Below are 23,545 nucleotides of genomic sequence, written 5' to 3' on the forward strand. Positions count from 1 at the left end.
GCGGTCGCGATGAAGCGCAGCCGGGAAAGAGAGCGCTCGAGGTACGCCTCGTTGGCTTCCCGATACGACGCGCGGAACAGCGCCAGAATGCGCGCGCGAGCTGGCTCTCCGAGAGTGCTCGTCGCGATGGCATCGAACTCTAAGTCTGCTGTGCTGTCGCGACCGCCTAAGCCGGAATTTCCGTTTTGCCTCACGGTTACTTGACGGGTTTAGGCCCAGTCGCCTCTCTTTTCAAGGGCGCGGCCGGGTGTTCAGTCCACGGCGTCCTCCGTGGCGTCCAAAGAGCCTTCGCCACTGCTGCCGGGAACCCCAAAACCCCACACCGGGGCTTTTCCAATTTCTAGTGTGTTTGGAGCCCCTCCGCGCGATGCATGAACTTGTACGGGTGCGCTTTGAATTCGCGGCGCACGTTCGGATGGGTCTTCAGATACTCGTGCAGCGCCGGATGATTATCCACCCAGCGCCGATTCTCGATCAGTGCCGGATCTTTCGCGAGTTCCCGCGCGAGGTCGGGATGCGAATCGAAAAACGCGTAGTCCGCGTTTGTGACTGCTCCGTGAGTGACGGGAGCCTGTGCCATCACGGGACCCGCCATCGCAAATGTCAGTGCCGCTGCCGATAATATCGTCATTCCTCGTTTCATCTTCATGGACCTCCGCCCGCTTAGGTTTGTACGAGCCCTGATAGTATCCGGTTTCAATGCGTACTGCTGCATAATAGCAGAAGCGATTTGCATGTATCGTGGAGGCACAAGGGGCTCGAGCGCGGCCGAGTCGAGAAATGAGGTCGGACTGATGGCGACGTTGGGTTTTTCGCGCGGCGATTTTGACGTGTTTGCGATCGAGGGTTTCAACGCTCGCATGACGAAGATCTACGAGCGCATCAGGCCCCGGCTGGTCCGGCTGGGGATCGAACTGGCGCCCGAACTGTCGCGAACACTGCACATGGAGTTCTTTGCGCACGTCGCCAAGCATATGCGGCGCACGGTGAATCCTCCGGATGAGACATGGGCAGCATTCGGGCCGTCGCCGAGGGGATACAAGCGCTACGGATATCTCGCGCTATGCATCTCCGGCGCGGGCATCCACGCGCGCGCGGTCGTGAAATCCGACGCCGAAAAGCGCCCCGAGATGGCGCGGCTGATCAAGTCGAAGTCGGCTGAATTGGAAGAATCTTTTCGCGGCGCCAAGATCCAGCAGTACAAAAACTGGGACTGCCGGATATTGCCGGACTCGAGCGCGGCCGGCCCGGACTTCTTCGACGGACTCGGGGATGCGCTCGCGAAAAAAACCGGCGGCATCGACCTCGGCTTCGGATGGCCCGTGCGCGACGCGCTGAAAGTCGATCGCGCCGAAGTACTCGACGCGTTTCGCGAGCTCGAACCGCTCTACCGCGTGCTGCGCTCCGCCGCGTCGTGACGTTGGATGACGAGCCGCGAGGGAACGATCACCCGGCTGGCATATTCGTGCCTGCTGATGGTGGGCATCAATAGTGGCTGGATCGGCCCCTTTCTGCCGCAGATCTCTCATACCGCCCATCTGCCGATCGAACGCGCTGGATTGATCGTCAGCGCCTCAGCGGCCGGTTACTTCATATCGCTGCTGATCGCCGGCGAGATCAATCAACGACTGAGCGCGCAAAAGATCCTCGTCGGTGCGATGGCGTTGTTCATGGCGGGTCTGACAGGGCTCGCCGTGGCTCCGGGACTGGCGGGACTGCTGTACGCCGGATTTCTGATCGGCCTCGCCAATGGCGGTATCGATATCGGCGCCAATGCCCTGATCGCAGATCTCAATCGCGAGCGGCTCGCCTCTGCGCTGAACTACCTGCACGTGCTGTTCGGTGTCGGAGCGTTGCTCGGACCACTGATCGTGAGCGTCGCCTTCACGAGCCGCGTGCCGTACTGGCGGGTGTTCGGCGCCGGCGCGTTGGTGTGTGCCGCGATCGCATTTCGTTTGGGCGTGACTCCGGCGATCGAAGCTCGAACGGCGCCGGCGCCCGGTGACGGATTTATCCCGATGCTCTCGCATCCGCTGATTTGGGCGATCAGCGCAGTGATGTTCCTTTACGTAGGCGCCGAAATCGGGATTGGCGCGTGGCTCTTTCTTTACTTGCGCACGGCGGGGGCGCTGGGCCCGTTGCTCGCTTCGTCGGGTGTCTCGCTGTATTGGCTGGGATTGGTATGCGGGCGCGCATTTGGCGGACGATTGGGGCATCGCATCGCATTGCCGCAATTCACGATGCTGGCCTCCGCCCTATCGGCGGCCGCGCTGGTGATTTTGATCGCGGCGCCGACGGCGGGCGGACTTGCGGCGGCGGCGGTGTTCCTGATCGGCTTCGGATACGGCCCGGTCTTCCCCAACATGATCGCGGTTGGCGCGGCGCGGTTCCCGGCCGAGGTCGGCAGGATGACTTCGATCGTAGTGGCAGGCGGCGCGCTCGGCGGGATCGTCGCGCCCTGGATCATGGGCCATGCGATCGCCGATGTGAGCGCGCGCGCAAGTATGGAGGTCGCGCTGGCGGCCACGATCGCGATGGCGGCGCTGGCGCTTTTGCTGCGCACGATTGATTTTGAAAAATTTCACCACCAAGACAGCCCTCTATGAAGCACCGGCGCCAAACACTATTGTAGATGAATTGCTCAGCCGCAAATTCCCGCGCTCGAGTCGGAAAGCGGCCTCCAAGAAGGGATTCATGGCGAACAAAGGAAACTGCAAAGCGAAAGATTGCGCGCGCGAGGCGGTCGGCAAGGGTTACTGCCGGATGCATTTTCGGCTCTGGAAAGCCGGTGAGATGCCAAAGGCGCGCTACAAAACCTGCACCTTCGAGAAATGCCGCAAGCATCGCCACGGCGCCAGCAGCCTGTGCGACGAACACTTCAAGGCCAAGCATGGCAAGCCCGCGGAAGGAGCGCCCGCGCCCGAAGCGGCGCCCGCCGAGGCTCCGGCTTCCTGAGCCGCGACCGCTTCCGTATCCCCGCCCGCGTCACGCGGGCAAAGTGAATTCCGATGGCTAATCTAATCGTGGCTGGAGCAGCGGGCCGGATGGGCCGCCTTCTGGTCGCGCTTTCGTCGCGCGATCCGGCGCACAAAATCGTCGGCGCGCTCGAAGCGCACGGCAACAGCGCGATCGGATCCGACGCGGGCGAGCTCGCCGGCGTAGGCCCGCTCGGTGTGAAAATTACCGACGACTATGCGTCGCTCGCGCGACCCGATACCGTCACGATGGATTTCACGACGGCCGCCGCCTCGATGGAACATCTCGAAGTCGCATCCAAAACGGGCGCTGCGATCGTAATCGGCTCGACCGGCTTCACGCCCGAAATGGAAAGGCGTGCGCGCGAACTGGCGGTTAAGACGCGCACCGTGATCGCACCCAACATGAGTATCGGGGTCAACGTGCTCGCCAAGATCGTCGCCGAAGTCGCCGCGATCCTGCCCGACTTCGACGCCGAAGTTATCGAGATTCATCATCGCACCAAAGTCGATGCGCCAAGCGGCACCGCGCTATCGCTTGGCAAGGCGATCGCATCGGCACGCGGCGTGGATTTCGCTTCTAACGCGGTGTTCGGCCGCGAAGGAATCACCGGCGTCAGGCCCGACGGCAAGATTGCGGTGCTCGCGATACGCGCGGGCGACGCGGTCGGCGATCATACCGTGATTTTCGGCGGGCAGGGCGAGCGCCTCGAACTGATTCATCGCGCGCAGAGCCGCGACTCGCTCGCGCGCGGAGCGCTTCGTGCCGCCGGCTGGCTCATAAGCCGCAAGCCCGGGCTTTACACGATGCGCGACGTGCTCGGAATTTAACCCAACTCAAAGACGTGTCGGATGACTGCCGGGTTCGTGCTTGGGCGGCGCGGGCGGCTGATCGCCCATCTCGGCGCCTTCATGGTCGAGCATCGCCCACCGCTCAACCAGCCTGATGCCGAGTCCGCGATGGCCGCGGATGAAGTATGTCGCCATCGCGATCAGCGCCAGGATATTTCCCGCGACGATTTTCCACCATCCCAGGGCCTCGAGCGCCGACTGATCGATCAGCGAAACGAATCCGACGAAGAAAACCTCGAACACCGCCAGCAGCAGCAGCGCACCGAGCAACATGAACGGTTCCCATTCCGAAGCCGCAAGCAAAATCGCCAGTGCCAGTCCGAACATGGCGAACGCCAAGAAATGCAGAATCGAGTAGCCGAGCACCAGCGGCAACGTCGCTTGGATGCCATCGCTCACGTCCGCGTTGCGAAATACCATCGCCCCGAGAATCGCCGGCGTGTGAAACAAATTGCCCGAGGCGACGTCGTAGCCCAAGAACCAGATGGCGACGACGATCCCACCCACCAGTCCGGCCGTCACACCTTCGCGCGCGACAGCGATCCAGCCACCGAGCAGATGCCACGCAAGCGCAGGATGCCGCCACAAGAAATATGAAAGCATCGCGGCCGTGGCGAGCAGGTTGCCGACGATGACGCCCCACCAGGTCAGTTCCGCCATCACGTTCGGGCCCAGCAACAGAACTACCGCGATGAAGAAAACTTCGAATGCGCCGAAAAAAATCGCCAGCGAAAAAAACAGCGACGACTCGGTCTCGCAGGCTTCGAGCAGCAATCCTCCAGCTATGCCGAACGCGATGAATGCGCTGAAGTGGATCAGCGAGTATTCCAGCGCCAGCAGCTTCAGCCCGTGATTGATCTCGTGACTATGCGACCCATGCAGAATCGTCGCCGCCAGCAGAGCCGGCGTTTCAAATGCGTGGCCACGAATTAGGTCGAAGATTAGAAACCAGACGGCAACAACAATGGCGCCGATGATTCCCGCGACCGCTCCATCGACAATGATCCGCGCCCTCGAGTGTGCCATCTTCCTCGTCACGCGACCGGCCCGTGCAGGCCAGGATGAACTCGTGTCTATTCCACTGGTAACGCACCAGATCTGCAACCGGCAAGCATCGCGAATCCCTTTCGCCGCTCTTTCGCCCTGGCCACGGACTTAGCTCGATGTCGGCTGCAGGATAAGATGAAATGGTTTTCGCGTCATGCCCGGCAGACTTGAAACAACAGAGCAATCTGAAGCCTCGCGCTCTTCTTCGGCATCGGCTCCCAAAGCAGCGCGGGCCGGTGATCATCACGAGCATCTTAATCATCCCAACCTGCTCCGGATCGGCCGCACGCCGATCCATTTCTTTGCCGTCGCGGTTGCGTTCTTCGCCGTTGGCGTCGCCGCGATGCCGTTCGTAATCGCGGACGTCGCCTCGTTTTTCTATCAAATGAGGCCGCTGGCGCTGGTGCACACGTTCACGCTCGGGTGGATCACCGCGGCAATGATGGGCGTGATGTATCGCTACGTCCCGGCGCTCACGCACCATCCGGTCCCGTACCCGCGCATGGCGTTAGTGCAACTCGTGCTCTACGTGATCGGCGTTTCGGGGATGATCGCGCATTTCGAGATTGGAATCTGGCTTGGGCTCTGGCTCGCGGCGATCGTGGTGGTGATAAGCGTTTTGATGTTCGCCGCTGAGATCATCCCGTGTCTGTGGGCGCAGGTCGGACGCGGCGTTGCCGAAACGGGGATGTTTTTGGGCGTGTGCTTTCTGGTACTCGCGGCTGCAATTGGACTCACGCTCGGCCTCGACAAGACTTACGATTTCCTTGGCGGCAGCGTGCTGACGAATCTTTCCAGTCACGTACATTTCGCCGCGCTCGGATGGGTAACGCTGACCATCTGCGCCGTGTCCTACCGGATGCTACCCGCGTTTTTGCTGCCGAGGATCGAACTCCCCGCGGCCGCGATCTGGCAGCTCTACGCGCTGACGATTGGAATCATCGGACTCGGAGTGACTCTGCTGACCGGGGTCGCCGGCGCGACTCTATGGAGCAGTGTGATCGCAGCGTCCCTGCTCGCGTACATCTTCACCATCGGACGGCTGGTGCGCACGCGACGGATGCCGCTCGATTGGACGTCACGTCATGCGATTTGCGGAGTCTTCTGGCTCGTGATTGCGATCGCGATGGGGCTCGCGCTCACTGTCACCGGCGCCGACGGTGAATATGGCAGCCGCATCGCGTCGGCTTACGGCGTGATGGGTCTGCTCGGATGGATTTCGAATTTCATCATTGGAATGTCGTATCAGCTCTTTCCGGGATTCGTTGCACGTGCGCGGACCGGGGTTGGATGGCCGGCGGTTACGATAGCGGAACTATCGATTCCGCGGACGCGGCCATTCGTATTCATCGCGTACAACCTCGGGGTCGCGATGGTTGCCGGCGGCCTGCTCGCCGGGTCGATCGATCTCGCGGTCGCCGGCTCGGCATGCATCGCGGCCGGCGGTGTCGTCTACTCGGCGGTGACGCTTTGGACACTCAGCTTCGCCTATCGCGCAGCGATGCCGTCCGCCGCGCGAACCGATTTGCGCATCCTTCCTTCGTAGCCGCGACTCTACGAGCCGGCGACGCGACGCGATCGCAGCACGCGAAGCTCCGGAGTCATCGCTGCGGGCGGAACCGGAATATCGCAGTCTTCGCGCTGCGACCACCTGAAGAAGATGAATGTGAAAACGATCATCAGATAGGTGCCCTGCCCGATCCACATGATCAGCCCGCCCAGCACCTGGTCGTCGATCGCCTTGAGGCCCCATCCGTTCGGGCCTTCGGTGTACCACGGATAAATCACTCTCGTCGCCAGCGTGATCGGCGCGGCCACCGCCGTCATCGGGATCATCAGCAGGAACAGATAAAGGATCTGCGCCGGGTACGAGAGCCGCGGCAGCTCGGGGATCTGACTCAGAATCGGCCACCACAGCAGCATGCCGGACGCCATGAAGAGCAAGTGCAGGAAAATGTGAAAATTCTCGTCGCGGCACATCCGGTCGAATATCGGCGGAAAGTGTGCGGTGACGAAGACCGCCGAAAAAATCAGGAACGCGATTACCGGATTCGTGAGCAACCGCGCGATGGGCTTGATCGGCCTGCTGAGCATCCACGGCGCCAGCATCCAGCCCGGCGTCCCCAGCAGGATTAGCGGCGGAATCACGAAAGCCTGCATCAGATGCTGCAGCATGTGCATCGAAAACAGTCGCGCATCGGCAAGTTCATCGAGTTCGGTCTGTGTGAATAGAATCGCGCCCATCGCTAGCGCGAACCACATCGCCTGACGCCGCGTCGGTTTGCGGCCGGCCGCGCGGCATGCGCCGAGGTAAATCGCGATCAGGATCGCGATGCCTATCGGTATGCTCGGATGTTCTCCGAAGATGTCCATCGTCAAAGACGCTCGCCCAGCGGCTATCCGATCGGCGCCATGTGATTGGACAGATATGCGAACAGCAAAATCAGCGAGACCAGCAAGAGCGTCGCAATTATCAACGGGAAGATGAACACTCCCGTCAGCAGCCATCTATCGTACTTCAAATGCATGTAGAACATCGCGACCAGCGCGAACTTGGCGGCAGCCAGTACCATCAACAGCGGCACCAGCACGGGATGGAGCGCATGCACGTAAAAGACTGTGACCTCCATCGCCGTCAATACGACCAGGAACGCGGCGATGGTCAGGTAGGTCGCCGCACCGGGATGATGAATCTGTCCGCCTTGGGTGTCTGCAATGTCGCTCATGCTCCAGGCACCGCCTGCATCAGATAAACGAGGGTAAAGATGATGATCCACACTACGTCGACGAAATGCCAGTAGAGTCCCGCGAGCTCGACCGATAGCGCGCGCGACTGGCCGAGCTTGCCCGTCATCGCCGCCGCCAACAGCACCGACAGCCACAGCACTCCGATCGCGACGTGAGCGCCGTGAAATCCGACCAGCACGAAGAACGACTGCGAGAACAGGTTGGTCGTCAGCCCCATGCCCTCGTGGTAGAAGCTGGTGAACTCGTAAACCTGGCCGCCAAGAAAAATCAGCCCGAATGCGATTACGCCGCCGAGCCAGATTCGCTCCCATCGCTTGTCGCCGCGCTGCGTGGCCGCGAGTGCCAGCACCATCAGCAACGAACTCATCAGCAAAATGAAAGTGCTGAACGAGGTCAATGGGATGTTGAGGATTTGCGGCCCGGGTCCGCTAACGCTGCGCGATTTGTAAACGATGAACGTCGATATCAAGCTCGCGAAGAACACGCACTCCGAGCCGATGAACGACCACATGCCGATTTTGCGTACATCGACTCCACCCGACGACGGTGCGTGCTCCGGATCGTGCGATTCTTCGCCAAAGTCTGCGTACTCGAATCCCATCCCGACAATCGACAGGACCGCGACCGCCGCGCCGATGAGGATGATGCGATACCAGTCGATGATGAGGCCGAGACCCATCATTCCCACGCCAAGACTCAACACCAGCGGGAAGATCGAAGGCGCCGGCATGTGGATGTCCTCGACGGATGCCGGCTGGCTGGGCTGCGGTTGCGAAGGCGCCTGGCCCGACATATAGGCTGCGACGCCGCGCGAACCGGCGTGCCCGTATTTCAGAATCCACCACGCGTCGCGGCCGCGGATTTGCGGGATCGTCGCGAAATTGTACGCAGGCGGCGGCGACGGCGTGGACCATTCGAGGCTGCGTCCGTCCCATGGATCAGCGGGCGCCTGCTCTCGGCTGGCGACACTTTTGAAAAGGTTGAAGTAGAAAAACAGGAACGCGATGCCGAGAATGAATGCGCCGATCGTTTCCAGCTGGTTGAGACGCATCCAGCCCATGTCGGCGCCGTACGTGTAGGTGCGCCGCGGCATCCCCCACATCCCGAGAAAATGCATCGGGAAGAACGTGAGGTTGAATCCAACGACCGTCAGCCAGAAGTGCCACTTGCCAAGCCGCTCGTCGAGCATGCGGCCGGTGATCTTCGGCCACCAGTAATAGAATGCCGACATGATCGTGAACATCACGCCGCCGAACAGCACGTAGTGAAAGTGCGCGACGACGAAGTACGAGTCCGTCTGCTGGAGATCGATCGGCGCCGATGCGTGCATGATGCCGCTGAGTCCGCCGACCGTGAACTCGATCAGCATCCCCAGCGCGAAATAGAATGCGGTCGTCATGCGCAGCGAGCCGCCCCAAACAGTCGCGATCCAACTGAAGATCTTCACCCCGGTCGGGATTGCGATCAGCATCGAAGTGATCGCGAACGCCGAGTCCGCGACCGGGCCCATTCCCGTCGCGAACATATGGTGCCCCCAAACGCCGTACGACAGGAATGCGATCAGGCAGATCGAATACGCCATCATGGGATAGCCGAACAGCGGCTTGCGCGAGAACGTCGGAATGACTTCCGAGATGATCCCAAAGGCCGGCAGCGCCATGATGTAGACTTCGGGATGACCGAACAGCCAGAACAGGTGCTGCCACAGAATCGGCGTAGCGCCCGCCGATGCGACGTAGAAATGCGTGCCGAAGAAACGATCGAAGAGCAGAAAGATCAGTCCGATCGTGAGCGCCGGAAACGCGATCAGAATCAGGATCGACGTCACCATCAGCGACCACATGAACATCGGCATACGCATATACGTCATGCCCGGCGCGCGCATCGCGATGATCGTGGTCAGGAAGTTCAGGCCTGTGAGCACCGTCGAAGCGCCTGACACAAGCAGCCCGATCACCCACCAATCGATCGCGAGGCCCGGCGTGAAATACCGCTCGGTCAGGTTCGCGTAACCGAACCATCCCGCATCGGGAAGTCCGCCGCGAATCCAGCCGAGATGGAGCAAAATTCCCGCGACCAGCGCCAGCCAGAAGCTCGCCGCATTGAGCCGCGGAAACGCGACGTCGCGTGCGCCGATCTGTAGCGGGATCAGGAAGTTGCCGAAAAATCCGAGCAGCAGCGGCATCACGACCAGGAAGATCATCGTCGTCCCATGCATCGTGAAAAACGCGTTGTAGGTCGCCGCCGACAGCGCGTGATTGTCGGGACGCCACAGCTGTACGCGAATCGCCATCGCTTCGAATCCGCCGAGCGCCATGAAAAACAGCGCGCTGACGAGGTACATCACGGCTACGCGCTTGTGATCGATCGTCGTCAGCCATCCGAGTATCCCGCCACCTTCGAGGTAGCTCGGCTGATCCGCTGGCAATGTTTTCGGCTGGGCAGCCATTCGACGCTCCCTATTTCAGACCCTCGAGATACGCGACCAGGGCGTTCATCTTCGGCCCCGGCAGCAGCAGCGCCGGCATGTTTGCGCCCGGCTTGGTTCCCTGTGGATTCACGATCCACTTCGCGACGTTTTCCGGCGTGTTCTTCAGCACCCCGGCGGCCAGCGTCGTGCGGCTGCCGAAATGCGTCAGGTCAGGTCCGATATACCCCTTCGAGATGCCCTGGATCATGTGGCAGGTCGTGCACGGACTGTTGGCGAAAACGTTTGCGCCGTTTAACGCCAGCAGATCGGTCGCCGGAATTGCGGCCGGCCCCGCAAGCTGCGCCCTATCCCATTTCGCGAAATCATCCGGCGAATCGACGAACACTCGAAAGCGCATGTTCGCGTGCGACAGGCCGCAAAACTCCGCGCATTGTCCCGGATACATTCCCGGCACCGTCGCGACGAATGTCAGCTCGTTGATTTGGCCGGGCACCACGTCGCGTTTGCCGCCGAGTTGCGGGACCCAGAAGCTATGTATGATGTCGGCCGATGCCAGTAACAGGCGAATCGGCCGGTTGGCGGGAATATGCAGTTCGTTGCCGGTCTTCGCACCGTCTGGATAGTCAAACTCCCACCACCACTGATGCGCTGCTACTTTGATCTCCAGCGCCCCCGCTGGCGCGACCGCCGGCTGCGAGCGAAAGATCGTACGTACCGTCGGCACCGAGATCATCACCAACACCAGCGTGGGTCCAAGCGTCCACGCGATTTCCAGACCCAGGTCGGACGACGCGGTCGATGCTGGCGCGGCTTCGCCTACTCGAGACGAGAAAACGAACACCGCCAGGATAAACGCGCAGACCACGATCGCCAGGATAATTGCGTCCCACACCGTTACATCGATGTAAAGACTCTGAATCCACTGTGCCAGGTCCGACTTCGGCGAGAGGGTCGTCATCGGATGGTCCGTCGCTGAGCATCCCGTAATAGCCAGTGCAATAGCTATTTGCATAACTATCGTCGCGATCGAATACCTATTTGAACCCCGCCCGATCATTCCGCCTCATCTCCAACCGGTTCTCCCGAGGTCGCCGCCTGCGCGACGCGGTTTAGTCCCGGCACTGCCGAAATGAGAAATGCGCCCAGGAAACCGATCGATATCAGAAATTGCGTGGCGCCAAACGGGATCGCGTCGAGCGACAGCGACGGAACCACCAGCACGTAACGCTCGAGCCACATCCCGGCCAGCCCTAGTCCCGCCACCGTGCCGAGAATCACCGGCGTCTTCTTGGCCCGTACGCTCATCAGCGCCGTAAATGGAATTAGCCAGATCAAAACCAGGCACGCCACCGATAGCGGTGACCACGGCATGTGATGTACCCGGTGAACGATAAAGAAAGTTTCGACCGGTAGATCGCCGTACCAGATCACAATGTACTGCGCGAACAGCAGATATATCCAGAACACCGAGAACGCGAAGACCATCTTGCCAAAGTCGTGCATGACGGTGGGATTCGTGAACAGGTTGTTCTCGCCCAAACGACCGCGCAGCACGGCTGCTGTAAGAGCCATCGCGGTCAATCCACTCCAGAAACACCCGGCGAAAAAATACCAGCCGAAAAGTGTGCTGCGCCACACCGGCGCGAGCGACATGACCAAATCGAATGCGATCAGCGAATAGACCGCCGCGAACAGGACCGCAACCAGCGGAGCGAACACTCGTATCGAGTGTGGCGGCAACTCGATCTCGTCGGTCGCAATCGTCCACGCCCGTGCGCCGTCACTACGCGAGACGCGAATGAACGCGAAGCTCGCCGCAGCCATCACGCCGAGCCCGATTCCATCACGTGCAAAAAGAAACGGAGTGTTCAGCCACGCAGCCTTCTGCGCTATCGGATGCGTTACCCACGGGAAAATCAGGCTGCGGCCGAAGTAGAGCCCAAAGAACAGAAAAAATCCCACCCACAGAAATGGCGCGAACGCCTCGCCGAGCCGATACGGCGTCGAACCGCCCCACTTTGCCTGCGTCAGATAGAACGACGCGGACGCGACCACCGCGCCCTGCGCGACGCCAAGGAAGAACAGCAGGTTGACGAGATAGGCTTCCCATGCGATCGTGGCTCCGCCTCGGATCAGCGCCAGCACGAACGCGATCGCGCCGAGCACGATCATGGCGCCCGCCACCGTCTTCATCGTCGTGCCGGCCACCGACTCGACGGCTCGCGGCTTCATCGCCGCGCGCTCGCGATGCGCCCGTTGAAGATTGATGCTCATCGCGGCTGCGCCTCGTCTTCGCGAACGACTTCTTCCGCGCCCGATTCCTTCAGCATCGACTCGACACGCGCCGCTTCCGCCTCGTCACATCGAACCACGATCCCAAATCGATCCTCGCCGAAGCGCCCGTCGTACCCCGGCGCCATCGTGGTCGTGGGCACACCCGACAGCATCAGCACCCCGAAGAAGCCGAAAATTCCGCCCAGCAGGACCATCAACTCGAAGCAAATCACGATGAATGGCGGCCACGACAGCAGCGGTCTGCCGCCCGCGTTGAGACGCCACTCGTAAGTTGTTCCAATCGTTATCGCGAGTCCGGTAAGAACGCCCGAAATTCCGCCCGCCAGCACCAGCCATCGCACCGGGCTCTTCGACCTGCCTATTGCATGTTCGATTTTGTGGCTCGGGATTGGCGAGAACGTATTGAAATCGCCGACCTGCGCCGCGCGGAGCTCCTCGACCGCTTGCACGCATTGAGTCTCATCCGCAAACGAACTTATGATCGCTATCGTGCTCATGCGGCTTTGACTCGATCCATCTTGAGCGCCTTCCGAAGCCAGACGATTCCTTCTTTAAGTTCCGTCATCGATATGATCGGCAGGAACTTTGCGAAGAGCGAGAACAGCCCGACAAACCACGCGAAGCTGCCGACCGTGATCATGATTTCTGTGATCGACGGACGGTAGCCGGCCCACTGCGAAGGCTCGATGTTCGCCGTCAGCGAACCCGCGATAATCACGAAACGCTCGAACCACATCCCGATGTTTACGAAAATTGTGATTATCCAGAGCGCCCTCATGTTGACCCGGATGCGCGGGGAAAATAGCAACAATGGTATTACGCAGTTGCACAAGACCATTACCCAGTACATCCAGCCCCACGGCCCGAAGTAGCGCATGTGGAATGTCATCTGCTCGATCGGATCGCCTGTGTACCAGGTCATAAAGGCTTCCGTGATGTACGCGTACGAGACTACCAGCGAGGTCAGCAGCACGACCTTGGCGAGATTGTCGAAATGCCACTCCGTCAGCAGGTCCTCGATGCCCAGCAGCTTGCGCATCGGAATTAGCAGCGTGATAACCATCGCGACGCCGGAAAAAATCGCCCCGGCGACGAAGTATGGTGCGAAGATCGTGCTGTGCCAGCCCGGATTTATCGCCATCGCGAAATCCCACGACACCACCGAGTGCACCGAAAGCACCAGCGGAGTCGCCAGGCCCGCCATCAGCAAATACGCCATTGAGTAATGCCGCCATTGGCGATCCGTACCCTGCCATCCCATGGCGAGCGCCGTGTAGAATTTCTTGCGCCATCCGGTCGCGGCCTCGCGCGCGTTCGCAACGTCGGGAATCAGTCCCATCGTCCAGAACAGCGCGCTAATAGTCAGATAGGTACTTACTGCAAAAGCGTCCCATACCAGCGGCGAGCGGAAGTCGGGTTGTAAGTATCGCTGATTAGGGTATGGCAATAGCCAGTAGAAAAACCAGACGCGGCCAAGATGGATCAGCGGGAACAGTCCCGCCGTCGCGACCGCAAATATCGTCATCGTTTCCGCAGCGCGATAAACCGCGGTGCGCCACTTGGTGCGGAACAGGAACAGAATCGCGGAGATCAACGTTCCCGAGTGCGCGATACCGACCCAGAAGACGAAGTTAGTAATGTAGATTGCCCACATCACGGGCTGGCGAAGTCCCGTCACGCCCAGTCCCGAGTAGATCTGGCGCAACCAGAACCCAGCCGCGATCGCCACCAGCGTGAAGCAGAATCCGATCCACGCCCAGTATGCGAGGCCGGCCGGCTCCATCACCCGCAGCACGCTGCGGTCAATGTCGCGGTAACTCGGCTCGACCGGTATCTTCGGCGCCGCTGCCACTCAGGCCCCTCCTTTCTCGCGATAGAGATCGCGTAGATACGTGATAGCTGGTTGCGTGTTGAGTTCTTCCAGCGCGCGATAGTTGCGCAGCTTGTTGTCCTCGCGCCGGCGCATCATCGCGCTCGCGGGCTCGTTGCTGTCGCCAAACGTGATTGCGCGCGTCGGGCACGCCTGCTGGCAGGCCGTGACGATCTCGCCGTCGCGCAGCTCGCGATCTTCAGTCCGCGCGTTGAGCTCGGCGAATTGGATTCGCTGCACGCAGAACGTGCATTTCTCCATCACGCCGGCGCCGCGCACCGTCACGTCGGGATTGAGTTGCAGGTTCAGCGGCGCGGGCCATTCCGGCACGAACCAGTTGAATCGGCGCACCTTGTACGGACAGTTGTTTTCGCAATAGCGCGTGCCGACGCATCGATTGTAAACTTGGCCGTTGATCCCTTCTTCGGTGTGATACGACGCAAACACCGGGCAGACCGGCTCGCACGGCGCGTGATCGCACTGCTGACACAGCATCGGCGCGAGGTAGAGCTGCGGCGCTTGCGCCGCTTCCCCGGCCGGCGGGAAGTAACGCTCGATGCGAATCCACGACATGATTCGGCCCCGATCGACCCCGTCCTTGCCTACCGTCGGGACATTGTTCTCCGCGTAGCACGCGGTCACGCACGCGCTGCATCCGGTGCACGCATTGACGTCGATCGTCATGCCCCATTTGTGCCGGGAATATTTCCAGGGCGGGTACATTTCGTACGGCCCGGTGACTTCTTCGGCCTCGCTCCTGGGAACCACGCCGCGCGCCAACTGCTCGATACTCATCGCCTCGACGATCGATCGGCCCATCATGTCGCTCTTGCCCAGCGGTGAAACGAGCGTGCGCGTCTTGCCGGTCGCGCGCGCGGTCGCGGCGGCACTGGCCGCGCCCGCCGCCAATATCGCCCACGCATTTGCGCCGACGTCTTTTGCATAACGGCCGTACGCGCGGTGCCCCTGTCCCAAAGGAACCGCGATCACACCCGGACGAACAGTGCTCTCCACCAGGACCGGCGCCTCGATCGCGCCGTGCTCCGTTTTGATCTCGATGACGTCGTCCTTGGCGACGCCGAGTTTGCGCGCCGTCTCGGGATGGATCTCGGCCCAGCTGTCCCACACGATCTGCGTGACCGGCTCGGGCAATTCCTGCAGCCACGGCTTGTCCGCGCCGCGGCCGTCGTAAAGGAAAATGTGTGGATAGGCGTAAACGGAAAGTTCCGACTGAGCCGCGGCCGGTACGGGCGCCTTGAACGCAGACGTGTCGAGGCTGAGCGCCGAGAGATGCTGTTCCTCGAACAATCCGCCTTCGCGCCGCACGCTTACCCAGAAATCTTCGGGATCCGCGCCGTCTGCCTTGAGAGCCAGCGCCAGCCATTCAGCTTTGACTGCCTCCGCAGCGCTCGCCCACGGAAGTTTCGCGCTCGACGATCCCGCGGCTGCCGCAAGCAGGATATCGCCGACCGGCTTGCTGTCGAACACCGGCTGCATCACCGGCTGTCCCAGTCCGCGGATTCCCGCGCGCGGCGCCGTGTCACGCCATGCTTCGAGCGGATGATGCGCTGGCAGGAGAAGACTCGCCATCGCGGCGGTCTCGTCCGGCACGCCTCCCGCCCACACGACGAACGGAACTTTCTGGATCGCCTCGGCTACTCGCGCCGACGCGGGCATCGTGAAGACCGGATTTGCGCCCGCGATGAACACCGCATCGATCTTGCCGCCGCGCATCGCGTCAACCGCCGCGTCCACTTCATCCGGCGTGCTGGTCTCTTCGGCCGGCGAGCCTTCGAGGAACATTACGGTCTTGCCGAAATTGCCGGTGACCGCATTGAGGATCATCGCCGCAAGATGAGCCGACGAATCGTTCGTGCCCGCGATCGCCAGCGCGCCTTCGGCCCTGCCGAACGTCTCGCCGAGCCTGGTAATGGTTTCCACCGGCACGCCGGTCCGCGCGCTCGTGGCGACTGGATCGAAATTCTCGACCGCCTTGGTTAGCGCCGCGAGATCGAAGCCCGAGTTCTGCGAAACCCAGCGCTGCTTGACGAGAACGTTGAGCACGCTCCACGCAACATCGGCTTCCACGCCCGGAGCAGTCGCAATCCAGTCGTCGCACTTCGACGCCGTCATGCTGAGCCGCGGGCCGACGTAAGTGGCGCGGCCAATGGTCAGCGTGCCGCGCCGCTCATGCGGTGTGCGGAACAGCGAGTATTGGCGCGCGAGTTCCACCGGAGATTGCCAGGTCTCGAGAAAGTCCGCACCGAAGGAAATCAGCACTTCGGCCTGATCGATTCGATACGACGGCAGATCGCGCCGGCCAAAGATCGTTTTCGCCGCAACCCGCGCCGGTTCCTGGTTGATGGCCTCGTAAAATATCGCGCGCGACGAGCCATAAGCGCCGACAAACGCGAGCGCGATTTTCCTGAAGGTCGGGCCCTGCGGCGAACCGAAGAACGCGACGCGATCCTTGCCCCCCTTCGACGCCGCCGCCAGCCTGTCGCCCAGCATTTTGTCCGCTTGGTCCCACGAAACGGTCCGGATCGCACCGTCGTCGCCGCGAACCTGCGGATGCGCAAGGCGATCGGGATTGTACAGACCTTGCAGCGCCGCCTGTCCCCGGGCGCACAAAGAACCCTGACCAATCGGATCGGCCGGATTTCCCTCCAGCTTGACGACGCGCCCTTCCCGGATTCGCGCCACCACACCGCATCCCGCCGGGCACTCCGAACACGTCGTGGCAAAAAAACTCGGCACGCCGGGGACTACGTTCTCATCGGGCACCACGTAAGGGATCAGCTGCCTCGCCGCCGGCTCGCAGCCAGGGATCGCCGCCGCCGCACCCGCAGTCGCGGCCAGCTTGATGAATGATCGCCTGGATATCGACGGTCCCTCGCGCATCTACTCCCTCACTCAGTGATGACAGCCCACACAGTCGAGCGTCGCTTTTTTCTCCGTGTGACAGTCCACGCAGAAACCCATGTTGATTTCAAACGCCGGCGCCACGCGATCCATCGTTTCCACCGGGCCGTGACAACTCTGGCATCGCAGCCCGGCATGAATATGCGGCCGATGCGTGAAGCGCACAAAGTCGGGCAGCGTGTACACGCGATTCCACTGAATCTCGAACGCCGCCGGCGTGTCGTCCGTCCACGGCCGCGTCACCGGCTGGATTCCGCCTCCCGCAATCCTGTTGCCGTGGCATCCCACGCACTTGGCTACCGCCGGAATGCCCGGTTCAGACGATCGACTTGCATAGGCATGGCAATACGAACAGGGAATCTTGTTCACCCCGGCGTGTACTCGATGGCTAAATGGTATCGGCTGAACTATGTCTGCCCGGGGCGCCCATGGCCGCTGCGACAGCGCGATCACTGCCCCGCCCAGCATCAGCATCGCCAGGGCAAGCGGCAGCACTATCCGATTCATGCTCACGATCAGGCTTGTGAATAGTCCGAAAAAGCGCCGCCGCGCCACCACTCAACGGTTAAACTTTCTAACAACACGATCGTTTCCAATCAAGTAGGGTTAATTTTATACGCTGGATTGGATCGTTTAATAAAGGACGTACCTGTGGATTCCCATTGTGCGAGAACGCCGATTTATTGCGACAAGTAGTTTCGACAGCCCGCAAAGTATGTTACTTACGACTAGGTTCTCGTGGTCTGAGGCTGTTTCGACAGGTGCAAATCAAGACTGCTTCTCGACTGGGCCTTTTACCGCCCTACCTTTTTGCCGAGCTTGACCGCCTGAAGAAGGAGGTCGCAGGCAAGGGCGTTGACGTTATCAGCCTCTCGATCGGCGACCCCGACCTGCCCACGCCGCGTCACATCGTCGAGGCTCTCAAGCGCGCCGCCGACGATCCCAAAAATCACCGCTATCCCGACTACGAAGGCTTGCCGCAATTCCGCCGGGCCTCCGCGGATTGGTACCGGCGGCGTTTCGGCGTCAGCTTCGACCATCAGCGCGAGGTATGCGCTCTGATTGGCTCCAAGGAAGGCATCGCAAACTTCTCGACCGCCGTCGTCGATCCCGGCGACATCGTGCTGATTCCCGACCCCGGATACCCGGTGTACTACTCGGGATGCGTCTTCAACGGGGGCGAGCCGTATTTTCTGCCGCTCAGAAAAGAAAACGGATTCGTTCCCGATCTCGCCTCGATTCCCGCCGAGGTCTCGCGCCGCGCCCGGATGCTGTGGCTGAACTATCCGAACAATCCAACCGCCGCAACCGTTGACCTATCCTTTTTCGAAGATGCGGTCAAATTCTGCCTCAAGCACGGCATCATCCTCGCCCACGACAGCGCCTACTCCGAAATTGCCTACGACGGCTATCGAGCTCCGAGCGTTTTCCAGGCCCAAGGCTCGCGTGAATGTGCAATCGAGTTCCACTCGTTGTCGAAGACCTTTTCGATGACCGGATGGCGCGTCGGCTTCGCGATCGGCAACGCCCAGCTGATCGGCGCGCTCGGCAAGGTCAAGACCAACATGGATTCCGGCGTTTTCCAGGCGGTGCAGGAAGCCGCGATCGCGGGCCTGGAAGGCGCCGACGGCGATAGGCTCGCCGAATATTGCGCAATCTACAGGGAACGCCGCGACCTGCTGGTCGGCTCGCTGCGCGCGCTCGGGCTGGAATGCGAGAAGCCGCGGGCGACCTTTTACGTCTGGACCAAAGTTCCGCGTGGTTACACCTCGGTTTCATTTACCGAGCGCGTATTGAAGGAAGCCGGCGTCGCAATTACGCCCGGCTCCGGATTCGGCAAGGGTGGCGAAGGGTACGTTCGCTTCTCGCTTACGGTGTCGAGCGAACGGTTGGCCGAGGCGGTGGACCGATTAAAAGCGCTGCGGTTTTAACGGCGAGGATGCCCCATCGGGCTTTCATCGGAATAGGCAGTAATCTAGGCGATCGAGCCGCCAATTATCGCGAGGCGATTCAGCGGATCGCTGAGATCCCGGACACGAGGATCGTGCGCCAATCCTCGATCTACGAGACCGAACCGATCGGCGATCTCAAGGGCGCGTTTCTAAACGGCGTCGTCGAAGTCGAGACCGAGCTCCCCGCAGAAGTTCTGATGCGCCGCCTGCTCGCGCTTGAGCGGATCATGGGCCGCAAGCGCGTCAAGGGACGCAAGCAATCCCGCGGCAAGTACCGGCCGCGAATCATCGACCTTGATTTGCTGTTCTTCAACAAGGAAACCATCGATACCCGAATCCTCAAAGTACCCCATCCCCGCCTTCATGAGCGCCGCTTTGTGCTCGCCCCCATGAGCGAGCTCGCACCCGCGCTGATCCATCCGAAACTCAACGCATCCATTTCCGAGATGCTCGCGGGACTTAAGTCGCCGTTTCGTGTTACTCTTGCACGAGCGGACCTGTTGAGGCCGCAACCGTCCAAACGCGAGGCATCCACCCGATGAAATATTTTATCGACACCGCAGAGGTCGCCGAGATTCGCGAGGCCGCCAGTTGGGGACTCATCGACGGAGTCACCACCAATCCATCCTTGATGGCGAAAACCGGGCGCCCGTATCACGACGTGCTGCGCGAGATTTGCGAAATCGTCGACGGACCGATCAGCGCCGAAGTCATCTCGACTGAAGCGTCCGCAATGATCGAGGAGGGCGAAAAGCTCGCCAAGCTCCACAAAAACATCGTCGTGAAGTGCCCGATGATCGTCGAGGGCCTCAAGGCGACCCACGCGCTCGCCAAACGCGGCATCCGCGTCAACGTCACCCTCATCTTCACTCCGCTCCAGGCGCTCGCGGCGGCCAAAGTCGGCGCCTCGTTTCTGTCGCCGTTCATCGGACGGCTCGATGACATCGGACAGGACGGATTCGCGATCGTCGAGGATATGGTGCAGATACTGTCGAACTACGACTATCCGGCCGAGGTGCTGGTCGCGTCGGTGCGCAACACGACCCATCTGCTGCGTGCGGCCGCGGTCGGCGCCGATATCGCGACAGTGCCGTTCGCAGTACTCAAGCAGACCCTCCATCATCCGCTGACGGATCTCGGGCTCGAGCGCTTCCTCGCCGACTGGCGCAAGACCAATCAGAAGATCTGATTGCTGTTTCCCTCTTCTGTCGGATTCGCGCGACGCGGTTGCAACAAGCGCGGCACGGCTGAACAATCGAACCGGCCCTCCCGCCGCCGCTGGAAACTGGAATCTTGCACAGGGAGGCCGTAGACTCTATGCACAGGGGCTGGGCCCCTATATGGAAATTCCGGTTTGCGTGAGTCAGTCCATAGGGGGGATATGAACGGTCGCTCCGCCTTCAAGGTTCTGGGACTTGCCGGATTGGTGGCAATCGTGTTCGTCAGCACGCTGGCGCTCTTGGCCGGCGTGACGATGCTTCCGGCGGCGACCACCGCCGCGCCGAGCGGCGCGCCGATTGCTCGCACTCTCGTCACGGATCAAATCGACGAGAACAATCTTGCCACGCTCGCGGGCAATACGCGTCCAGAAGCGACGGCGGCCAACGATCGCGGCCCGGTCGCGGATAGCTTTCCGATGGAGCACCTGTGGCTCCAGTTGCGGCGCCCTCCCGAGCAGGAACAGACACTCGACAAATATATCGATGGACTTACGGAACCCAAGTCGCCGAATTTCCATCAGTGGCTCACCGCAAAGCAGTTTGGAGAGCGCTACGGCCTGGCGCAGAAGGACCTGGCGGCGATCACGCGATGGCTCCAATCGCACGGCTTTACCATCAACCTGATCTATCCCAACAACGTGATCGACTTTTCCGGGACGGCCGGCCAGGTGCGCGAGGCCTTCCATACCGAGATTCACAATCTCGAGGTGAACCGTAAGAAGCACATCGCCAACATGAGCGACCCGCGGATTCCGGCCGCGCTGGCGCCGGCGGTAGTCGGAGTCGTGTCGCTGAACAACTTCATGCCGCATCCGATGAACAAGCCGCGCGCCGCATATACCTTTTCCGGCTGCGGCGATATCACAGGGACCGATTGTTGGGCGGTGGTACCCGCGGACTTGGCCACAATCTACAATCTGAATCCGCTTTTCGCGGCGGGTTATTCGGGCCAGGGACAGACGATCGTGGTGATCGAGCCCACTGACGCGTACAACACCAACCCGGCCGGAACCGACAACACGGATTGGGATACGTTCCGCACGACCTTTGGCCTCTCAAGCGCCTACCCCAGCGGCTCTTTCACGCAGGTCCATCCGGCGCCCGGCACTGGCGGCGCCTGTAGCGATCCGGGCGTCGTCGCCAACGCCGAGTTCGAACCAATCCTGGACGCCGAATGGGCCAGCGCGGCGGCGCCTAATGCGGCCATCGAACTGGCCTCGTGCAAGAATACCACCAACTTCGGAGGTTTAATCGCCCTGCAAAACATTCTGAGCAACGGCGGCCCGGTCCCTGGGGTCGTCAGTCTCGGCTATGCCTGGTCCGAGGTGCTGGAGGGCGCGTCGGGGAACTCGAACATCAACGGCCTGTACCAGTTGGCGGCGTCGAGGGGCGTGTCGGTTTTCGTTGCGGCCGGAGATGGTGGCGCGGCGATGAGCGATTTCAACGAAGGAAATAATGTCGCGCAATACGGGATCACCGTCAGTGCATTTGCCTCCACGCAGTATAATGTAGCCGTGGGGGGCACCGATTTCGGCGATACTTACGCCAACGCCCCCGCCGGCACATACTGGAGTGCGACGAACAGTTCCGACTATGGCTCAGCGTTATCTTACATCCCGGAAATTCCCTGGAATGACTCATGCGCCAGTGAGCTGATCGCCGAGTACCTTTTTGTCAACTACGGTATCGGTGACGATTTCACTTATGGCTCGAACGGCTCCTGCAACAGCTCGATCGCCTCGCAGTACTCCCTCCTGAACACCTCCGCGGGCAGCGGCGGCCCGAGCGGATGCGCGACCGGGGCGCCATCGACGGGAGGTGTCGTCGGCGGTACCTGCCAAGGGTGGCCGAAGCCGCCATGGCAATCGGTCTTTGGCAATCCGAGCGACGGCGTGCGGGACATTCCGGACGTCTCACTGTTCGCGGCTGACGGAGTCTGGAACCATTACTACGTGGTCTGCTGGTCCGACCCGAGCCAGGAAAGCAACGGCGCAGCATCCTGTTCCGCCGCTCCCAGCGAGTGGGCTGGCGGTGGCGGAACCTCGTTCGCCGCGCCGATTATGGCCGGCATTCAGGCGCTCGTGAATCAGTATACTGCCAGCAGCCAAGGTAATCCGAATGCCACCTACTACTCGCTGGCCCAAACCGAATACGGCGCAAGCGGCAGCTCGACCTGCAACTCGGCACTCGGCAACGATGTGGCCGGCTCGTGCATCTTTTATGACGTGACCCAAGGTGACATGGACGTGCCATGCACGGCGGGCACAAATAACTGTTACGACCCGTCAGGCACCTATGGCGTCCTGTCCACGTCGACTTCGGCGTATCAGCCCGCGTACGGAACGCAACCCGGCTGGGACTTTGCGACCGGAATCGGGACGGTGAATGCGTACAATCTTGTGAAGGCATTCGGCGCACTGGGCCCGACGCCCACCCCGACACCGACGCCAACGGCGACTGCGACCAAAACTGCGACCGTCACGCCGACCGCGACCTCGACCGCGACTCAGACCGCGACCCCGACGCCAACCACCACGGCGACGGCAACGGCAACCAAAACTGCGACCGTCACGCCGACCACAACTGCAACGGCGACAGCCACCGCAACTTCAACGGCTACCAATACGGCGACTGCAACCGCCACTCGCACCGCCAGCCCGACCGCGACGCCCACGCCGACCGCAACTTCAACGGCTACCAAGACGGCGACTGCAACCGTCACGCCGACGGCGACCATGACGGCCACGCCGACACCGACGGCAACCGCGACGGGGGCGACTCCCACGGCCACTCGTACAGCCACCGCGACGCCGACTCCCACTGCCACTCAAACCCCGACTGCGACGCCGACTCCGACCTCGGCGAAGCTGACCATCAGTCCCCATTCGCTGGCATTCGGGAAAACGGTGAAAGTCGGAAATACCAGCGCGCCCAAGACGGTCACGATCACGAACGCGGGTAAGAAGAAAATACGTCTGGCGGTGAGCGTCGAGAGCTGGAACGCGTGGCCGCCGGTGTTCGCGGTCAAGTCGGAATGCGAAAAAACGCTCGCACCCGGCAAGAGCTGTAAGGTATCGGTGACCTTCACGCCGCCGGACACGACGCGGCAGACTGGAAGCCTGATAATTTATGACAACGTGATCGGCTCGCCGCAGTCCGTTTCGCTGGCGGGAACCGGAAAGGCCAAGAAGAAAAAATCCCTACTGTCCCAATAGCCACTTCCCTGACAGGGA

20 protein-coding genes are annotated in these 23,545 nt (G+C 61.3%); 9 read left to right on the forward strand and 11 right to left on the reverse strand.

Going from position 1 to position 23,545, the window contains the following annotated elements:
- Positions 1–340 precede the first annotated feature (340 nt).
- Positions 341–643 (reverse strand): hypothetical protein, encoded by a 303-nt coding sequence (locus ABR989_RS07530; RefSeq protein ID WP_428127156.1) that lies wholly within the window; start codon positions 641–643, stop codon positions 341–343.
- Between the two features lie 151 nt (positions 644–794).
- Between ABR989_RS07530 and ABR989_RS07535 the strand changes: the two genes are divergently transcribed.
- From ABR989_RS07535 to dapB, 4 genes are all read left to right on the forward strand, one after another.
- Positions 795–1,418: a DUF1054 family protein gene (locus ABR989_RS07535; RefSeq protein WP_428127158.1), complete on the forward strand. Its 624-nt coding sequence runs from the start codon at positions 795–797 to the stop codon at positions 1,416–1,418.
- A 6-nt stretch (positions 1,419–1,424) separates the two neighbouring features.
- The gene (locus tag ABR989_RS07540; RefSeq protein WP_428127160.1) at positions 1,425–2,606 is read left to right on the forward strand and encodes an MFS transporter; all 1,182 of its coding nucleotides are present in this window, start codon (positions 1,425–1,427) and stop codon (positions 2,604–2,606) included.
- A gap of 88 nt (positions 2,607–2,694) precedes the next feature.
- Positions 2,695–2,955, forward strand: coding sequence for a hypothetical protein (locus tag ABR989_RS07545; RefSeq protein WP_428127162.1), 261 nt, complete (start codon positions 2,695–2,697; stop codon positions 2,953–2,955).
- A gap of 53 nt (positions 2,956–3,008) precedes the next feature.
- Positions 3,009–3,806 (forward strand): 4-hydroxy-tetrahydrodipicolinate reductase, encoded by a 798-nt coding sequence (dapB, locus tag ABR989_RS07550; protein ID WP_428127165.1) that lies wholly within the window; start codon positions 3,009–3,011, stop codon positions 3,804–3,806.
- A 6-nt stretch (positions 3,807–3,812) separates the two neighbouring features.
- Here the strand turns inward: dapB and ABR989_RS07555 are convergent, their stop codons facing one another.
- Complete coding sequence (locus tag ABR989_RS07555) at positions 3,813–4,853, reverse strand: hypothetical protein (protein WP_428127167.1); 1,041 nt, start codon at positions 4,851–4,853, stop codon at positions 3,813–3,815.
- A 175-nt stretch (positions 4,854–5,028) separates the two neighbouring features.
- On the opposite strand from ABR989_RS07555, the gene ABR989_RS07560 reads away from it, so the two are divergent.
- On the forward strand, positions 5,029–6,420 hold the full coding sequence (locus ABR989_RS07560; protein ID WP_428127170.1) for a hypothetical protein: 1,392 nt from the start codon (positions 5,029–5,031) through the stop codon (positions 6,418–6,420).
- An 8-nt stretch (positions 6,421–6,428) separates the two neighbouring features.
- Here ABR989_RS07560 and ABR989_RS07565 read toward each other — a convergent pair whose 3' ends face one another.
- From ABR989_RS07565 to ABR989_RS07605, 9 genes are all read right to left on the reverse strand, one after another.
- Positions 6,429–7,247 carry a cytochrome c oxidase assembly protein gene (locus ABR989_RS07565; RefSeq protein ID WP_428127172.1) on the reverse strand — a complete coding sequence of 273 codons (819 nt, stop codon included), beginning with the start codon at positions 7,245–7,247 and terminating at the stop codon, positions 6,429–6,431.
- Between the two features lie 23 nt (positions 7,248–7,270).
- Entirely contained in the window at positions 7,271–7,600 is a 330-nt protein-coding gene (locus ABR989_RS07570) for a cytochrome C oxidase subunit IV family protein (protein WP_428127175.1), read from the reverse strand.
- Positions 7,597–10,071, reverse strand: coding sequence for a cytochrome c oxidase subunit I (gene ctaD / locus ABR989_RS07575; protein ID WP_428127176.1), 2,475 nt, complete (start codon positions 10,069–10,071; stop codon positions 7,597–7,599). The genes ABR989_RS07570 and ctaD overlap by 4 nt, the downstream gene beginning before the upstream one ends.
- 10 nt (positions 10,072–10,081) lie before the next feature.
- Positions 10,082–11,011, reverse strand: a complete 930-nt coding sequence (coxB, locus tag ABR989_RS07580) for a cytochrome c oxidase subunit II (protein ID WP_428127179.1) — start codon at positions 11,009–11,011, stop codon at positions 10,082–10,084.
- A gap of 95 nt (positions 11,012–11,106) precedes the next feature.
- The gene (locus tag ABR989_RS07585) at positions 11,107–12,327 is read right to left on the reverse strand and encodes a hypothetical protein (RefSeq protein WP_428127180.1); all 1,221 of its coding nucleotides are present in this window, start codon (positions 12,325–12,327) and stop codon (positions 11,107–11,109) included.
- A complete protein-coding gene (locus tag ABR989_RS07590) occupies positions 12,324–12,845 on the reverse strand; it encodes a DUF3341 domain-containing protein (protein WP_428127182.1) in 522 nt (173 codons plus the stop codon). Before ABR989_RS07590 ends, ABR989_RS07585 begins: the two co-directional genes overlap by 4 nt.
- Positions 12,842–14,200, reverse strand: a complete 1,359-nt coding sequence (nrfD, locus tag ABR989_RS07595) for an NrfD/PsrC family molybdoenzyme membrane anchor subunit (RefSeq protein ID WP_428127183.1) — start codon at positions 14,198–14,200, stop codon at positions 12,842–12,844. Before nrfD ends, ABR989_RS07590 begins: the two co-directional genes overlap by 4 nt.
- Positions 14,201–17,119, reverse strand: a complete 2,919-nt coding sequence (locus ABR989_RS07600) for a molybdopterin-dependent oxidoreductase (RefSeq protein ID WP_428127186.1) — start codon at positions 17,117–17,119, stop codon at positions 14,201–14,203.
- 12 nt (positions 17,120–17,131) lie between these two features.
- Positions 17,132–17,647, reverse strand: coding sequence for a cytochrome c3 family protein (locus ABR989_RS07605; protein WP_428127189.1), 516 nt, complete (start codon positions 17,645–17,647; stop codon positions 17,132–17,134).
- Positions 17,648–17,901: 254 nt separating this feature from the next.
- On the opposite strand from ABR989_RS07605, the gene ABR989_RS07610 reads away from it, so the two are divergent.
- The 4 genes from ABR989_RS07610 (at position 17,902) to ABR989_RS07625 (ending at position 23,527) form a co-directional block, all read left to right on the forward strand.
- Positions 17,902–19,071 (forward strand): LL-diaminopimelate aminotransferase, encoded by a 1,170-nt coding sequence (locus ABR989_RS07610; RefSeq protein ID WP_428127191.1) that lies wholly within the window; start codon positions 17,902–17,904, stop codon positions 19,069–19,071.
- Positions 19,072–19,079: 8 nt separating this feature from the next.
- The gene (gene folK, locus ABR989_RS07615) at positions 19,080–19,634 is read left to right on the forward strand and encodes a 2-amino-4-hydroxy-6-hydroxymethyldihydropteridine diphosphokinase (RefSeq protein ID WP_428127194.1); all 555 of its coding nucleotides are present in this window, start codon (positions 19,080–19,082) and stop codon (positions 19,632–19,634) included.
- Complete coding sequence (fsa, locus tag ABR989_RS07620) at positions 19,631–20,281, forward strand: fructose-6-phosphate aldolase (RefSeq protein ID WP_428127197.1); 651 nt, start codon at positions 19,631–19,633, stop codon at positions 20,279–20,281. Before folK ends, fsa begins: the two co-directional genes overlap by 4 nt.
- A gap of 192 nt (positions 20,282–20,473) precedes the next feature.
- On the forward strand, positions 20,474–23,527 hold the full coding sequence (locus tag ABR989_RS07625; RefSeq protein WP_428127198.1) for a protease pro-enzyme activation domain-containing protein: 3,054 nt from the start codon (positions 20,474–20,476) through the stop codon (positions 23,525–23,527).
- Positions 23,528–23,545: the final 18 nt, after the last annotated feature.

The organism is Binatus soli (SeqCode), assembly GCF_050015535.1.
GTDB classification, from domain to species: domain Bacteria; phylum Desulfobacterota; class Binatia; order Binatales; family Binataceae; genus Binatus; species Binatus soli.

Bases quoted from the DNA above. Each gene is read 5' to 3' on its own strand.
- ABR989_RS07530 (WP_428127156.1), bottom strand. From the start codon at position 643: ATGAAACGAGGAATGACGATATTATCGGCAGCGGCACTGACATTTGCG.
- ABR989_RS07535 (WP_428127158.1), top strand. From the start codon at position 795: ATGGCGACGTTGGGTTTTTCGCGCGGCGATTTTGACGTGTTTGCGATC.
- ABR989_RS07540 (WP_428127160.1), top strand. From the start codon at position 1,425: ATGACGAGCCGCGAGGGAACGATCACCCGGCTGGCATATTCGTGCCTG.
- ABR989_RS07545 (WP_428127162.1), top strand. From the start codon at position 2,695: ATGGCGAACAAAGGAAACTGCAAAGCGAAAGATTGCGCGCGCGAGGCG.
- dapB (WP_428127165.1), top strand. From the start codon at position 3,009: ATGGCTAATCTAATCGTGGCTGGAGCAGCGGGCCGGATGGGCCGCCTT.
- ABR989_RS07555 (WP_428127167.1), bottom strand. From the start codon at position 4,853: ATGGCACACTCGAGGGCGCGGATCATTGTCGATGGAGCGGTCGCGGGA.
- ABR989_RS07560 (WP_428127170.1), top strand. From the start codon at position 5,029: ATGCCCGGCAGACTTGAAACAACAGAGCAATCTGAAGCCTCGCGCTCT.
- ABR989_RS07565 (WP_428127172.1), bottom strand. From the start codon at position 7,247: ATGGACATCTTCGGAGAACATCCGAGCATACCGATAGGCATCGCGATC.
- ABR989_RS07570 (WP_428127175.1), bottom strand. From the start codon at position 7,600: ATGAGCGACATTGCAGACACCCAAGGCGGACAGATTCATCATCCCGGT.
- ctaD (WP_428127176.1), bottom strand. From the start codon at position 10,071: ATGGCTGCCCAGCCGAAAACATTGCCAGCGGATCAGCCGAGCTACCTC.
- coxB (WP_428127179.1), bottom strand. From the start codon at position 11,011: ATGACGACCCTCTCGCCGAAGTCGGACCTGGCACAGTGGATTCAGAGT.
- ABR989_RS07585 (WP_428127180.1), bottom strand. From the start codon at position 12,327: ATGAGCATCAATCTTCAACGGGCGCATCGCGAGCGCGCGGCGATGAAG.
- ABR989_RS07590 (WP_428127182.1), bottom strand. From the start codon at position 12,845: ATGAGCACGATAGCGATCATAAGTTCGTTTGCGGATGAGACTCAATGC.
- ABR989_RS07600 (WP_428127186.1), bottom strand. From the start codon at position 17,119: ATGCGCGAGGGACCGTCGATATCCAGGCGATCATTCATCAAGCTGGCC.
- ABR989_RS07605 (WP_428127189.1), bottom strand. From the start codon at position 17,647: ATGAATCGGATAGTGCTGCCGCTTGCCCTGGCGATGCTGATGCTGGGC.
- folK (WP_428127194.1), top strand. From the start codon at position 19,080: ATGCCCCATCGGGCTTTCATCGGAATAGGCAGTAATCTAGGCGATCGA.
- fsa (WP_428127197.1), top strand. From the start codon at position 19,631: ATGAAATATTTTATCGACACCGCAGAGGTCGCCGAGATTCGCGAGGCC.
- ABR989_RS07625 (WP_428127198.1), top strand. From the start codon at position 20,474: ATGAACGGTCGCTCCGCCTTCAAGGTTCTGGGACTTGCCGGATTGGTG.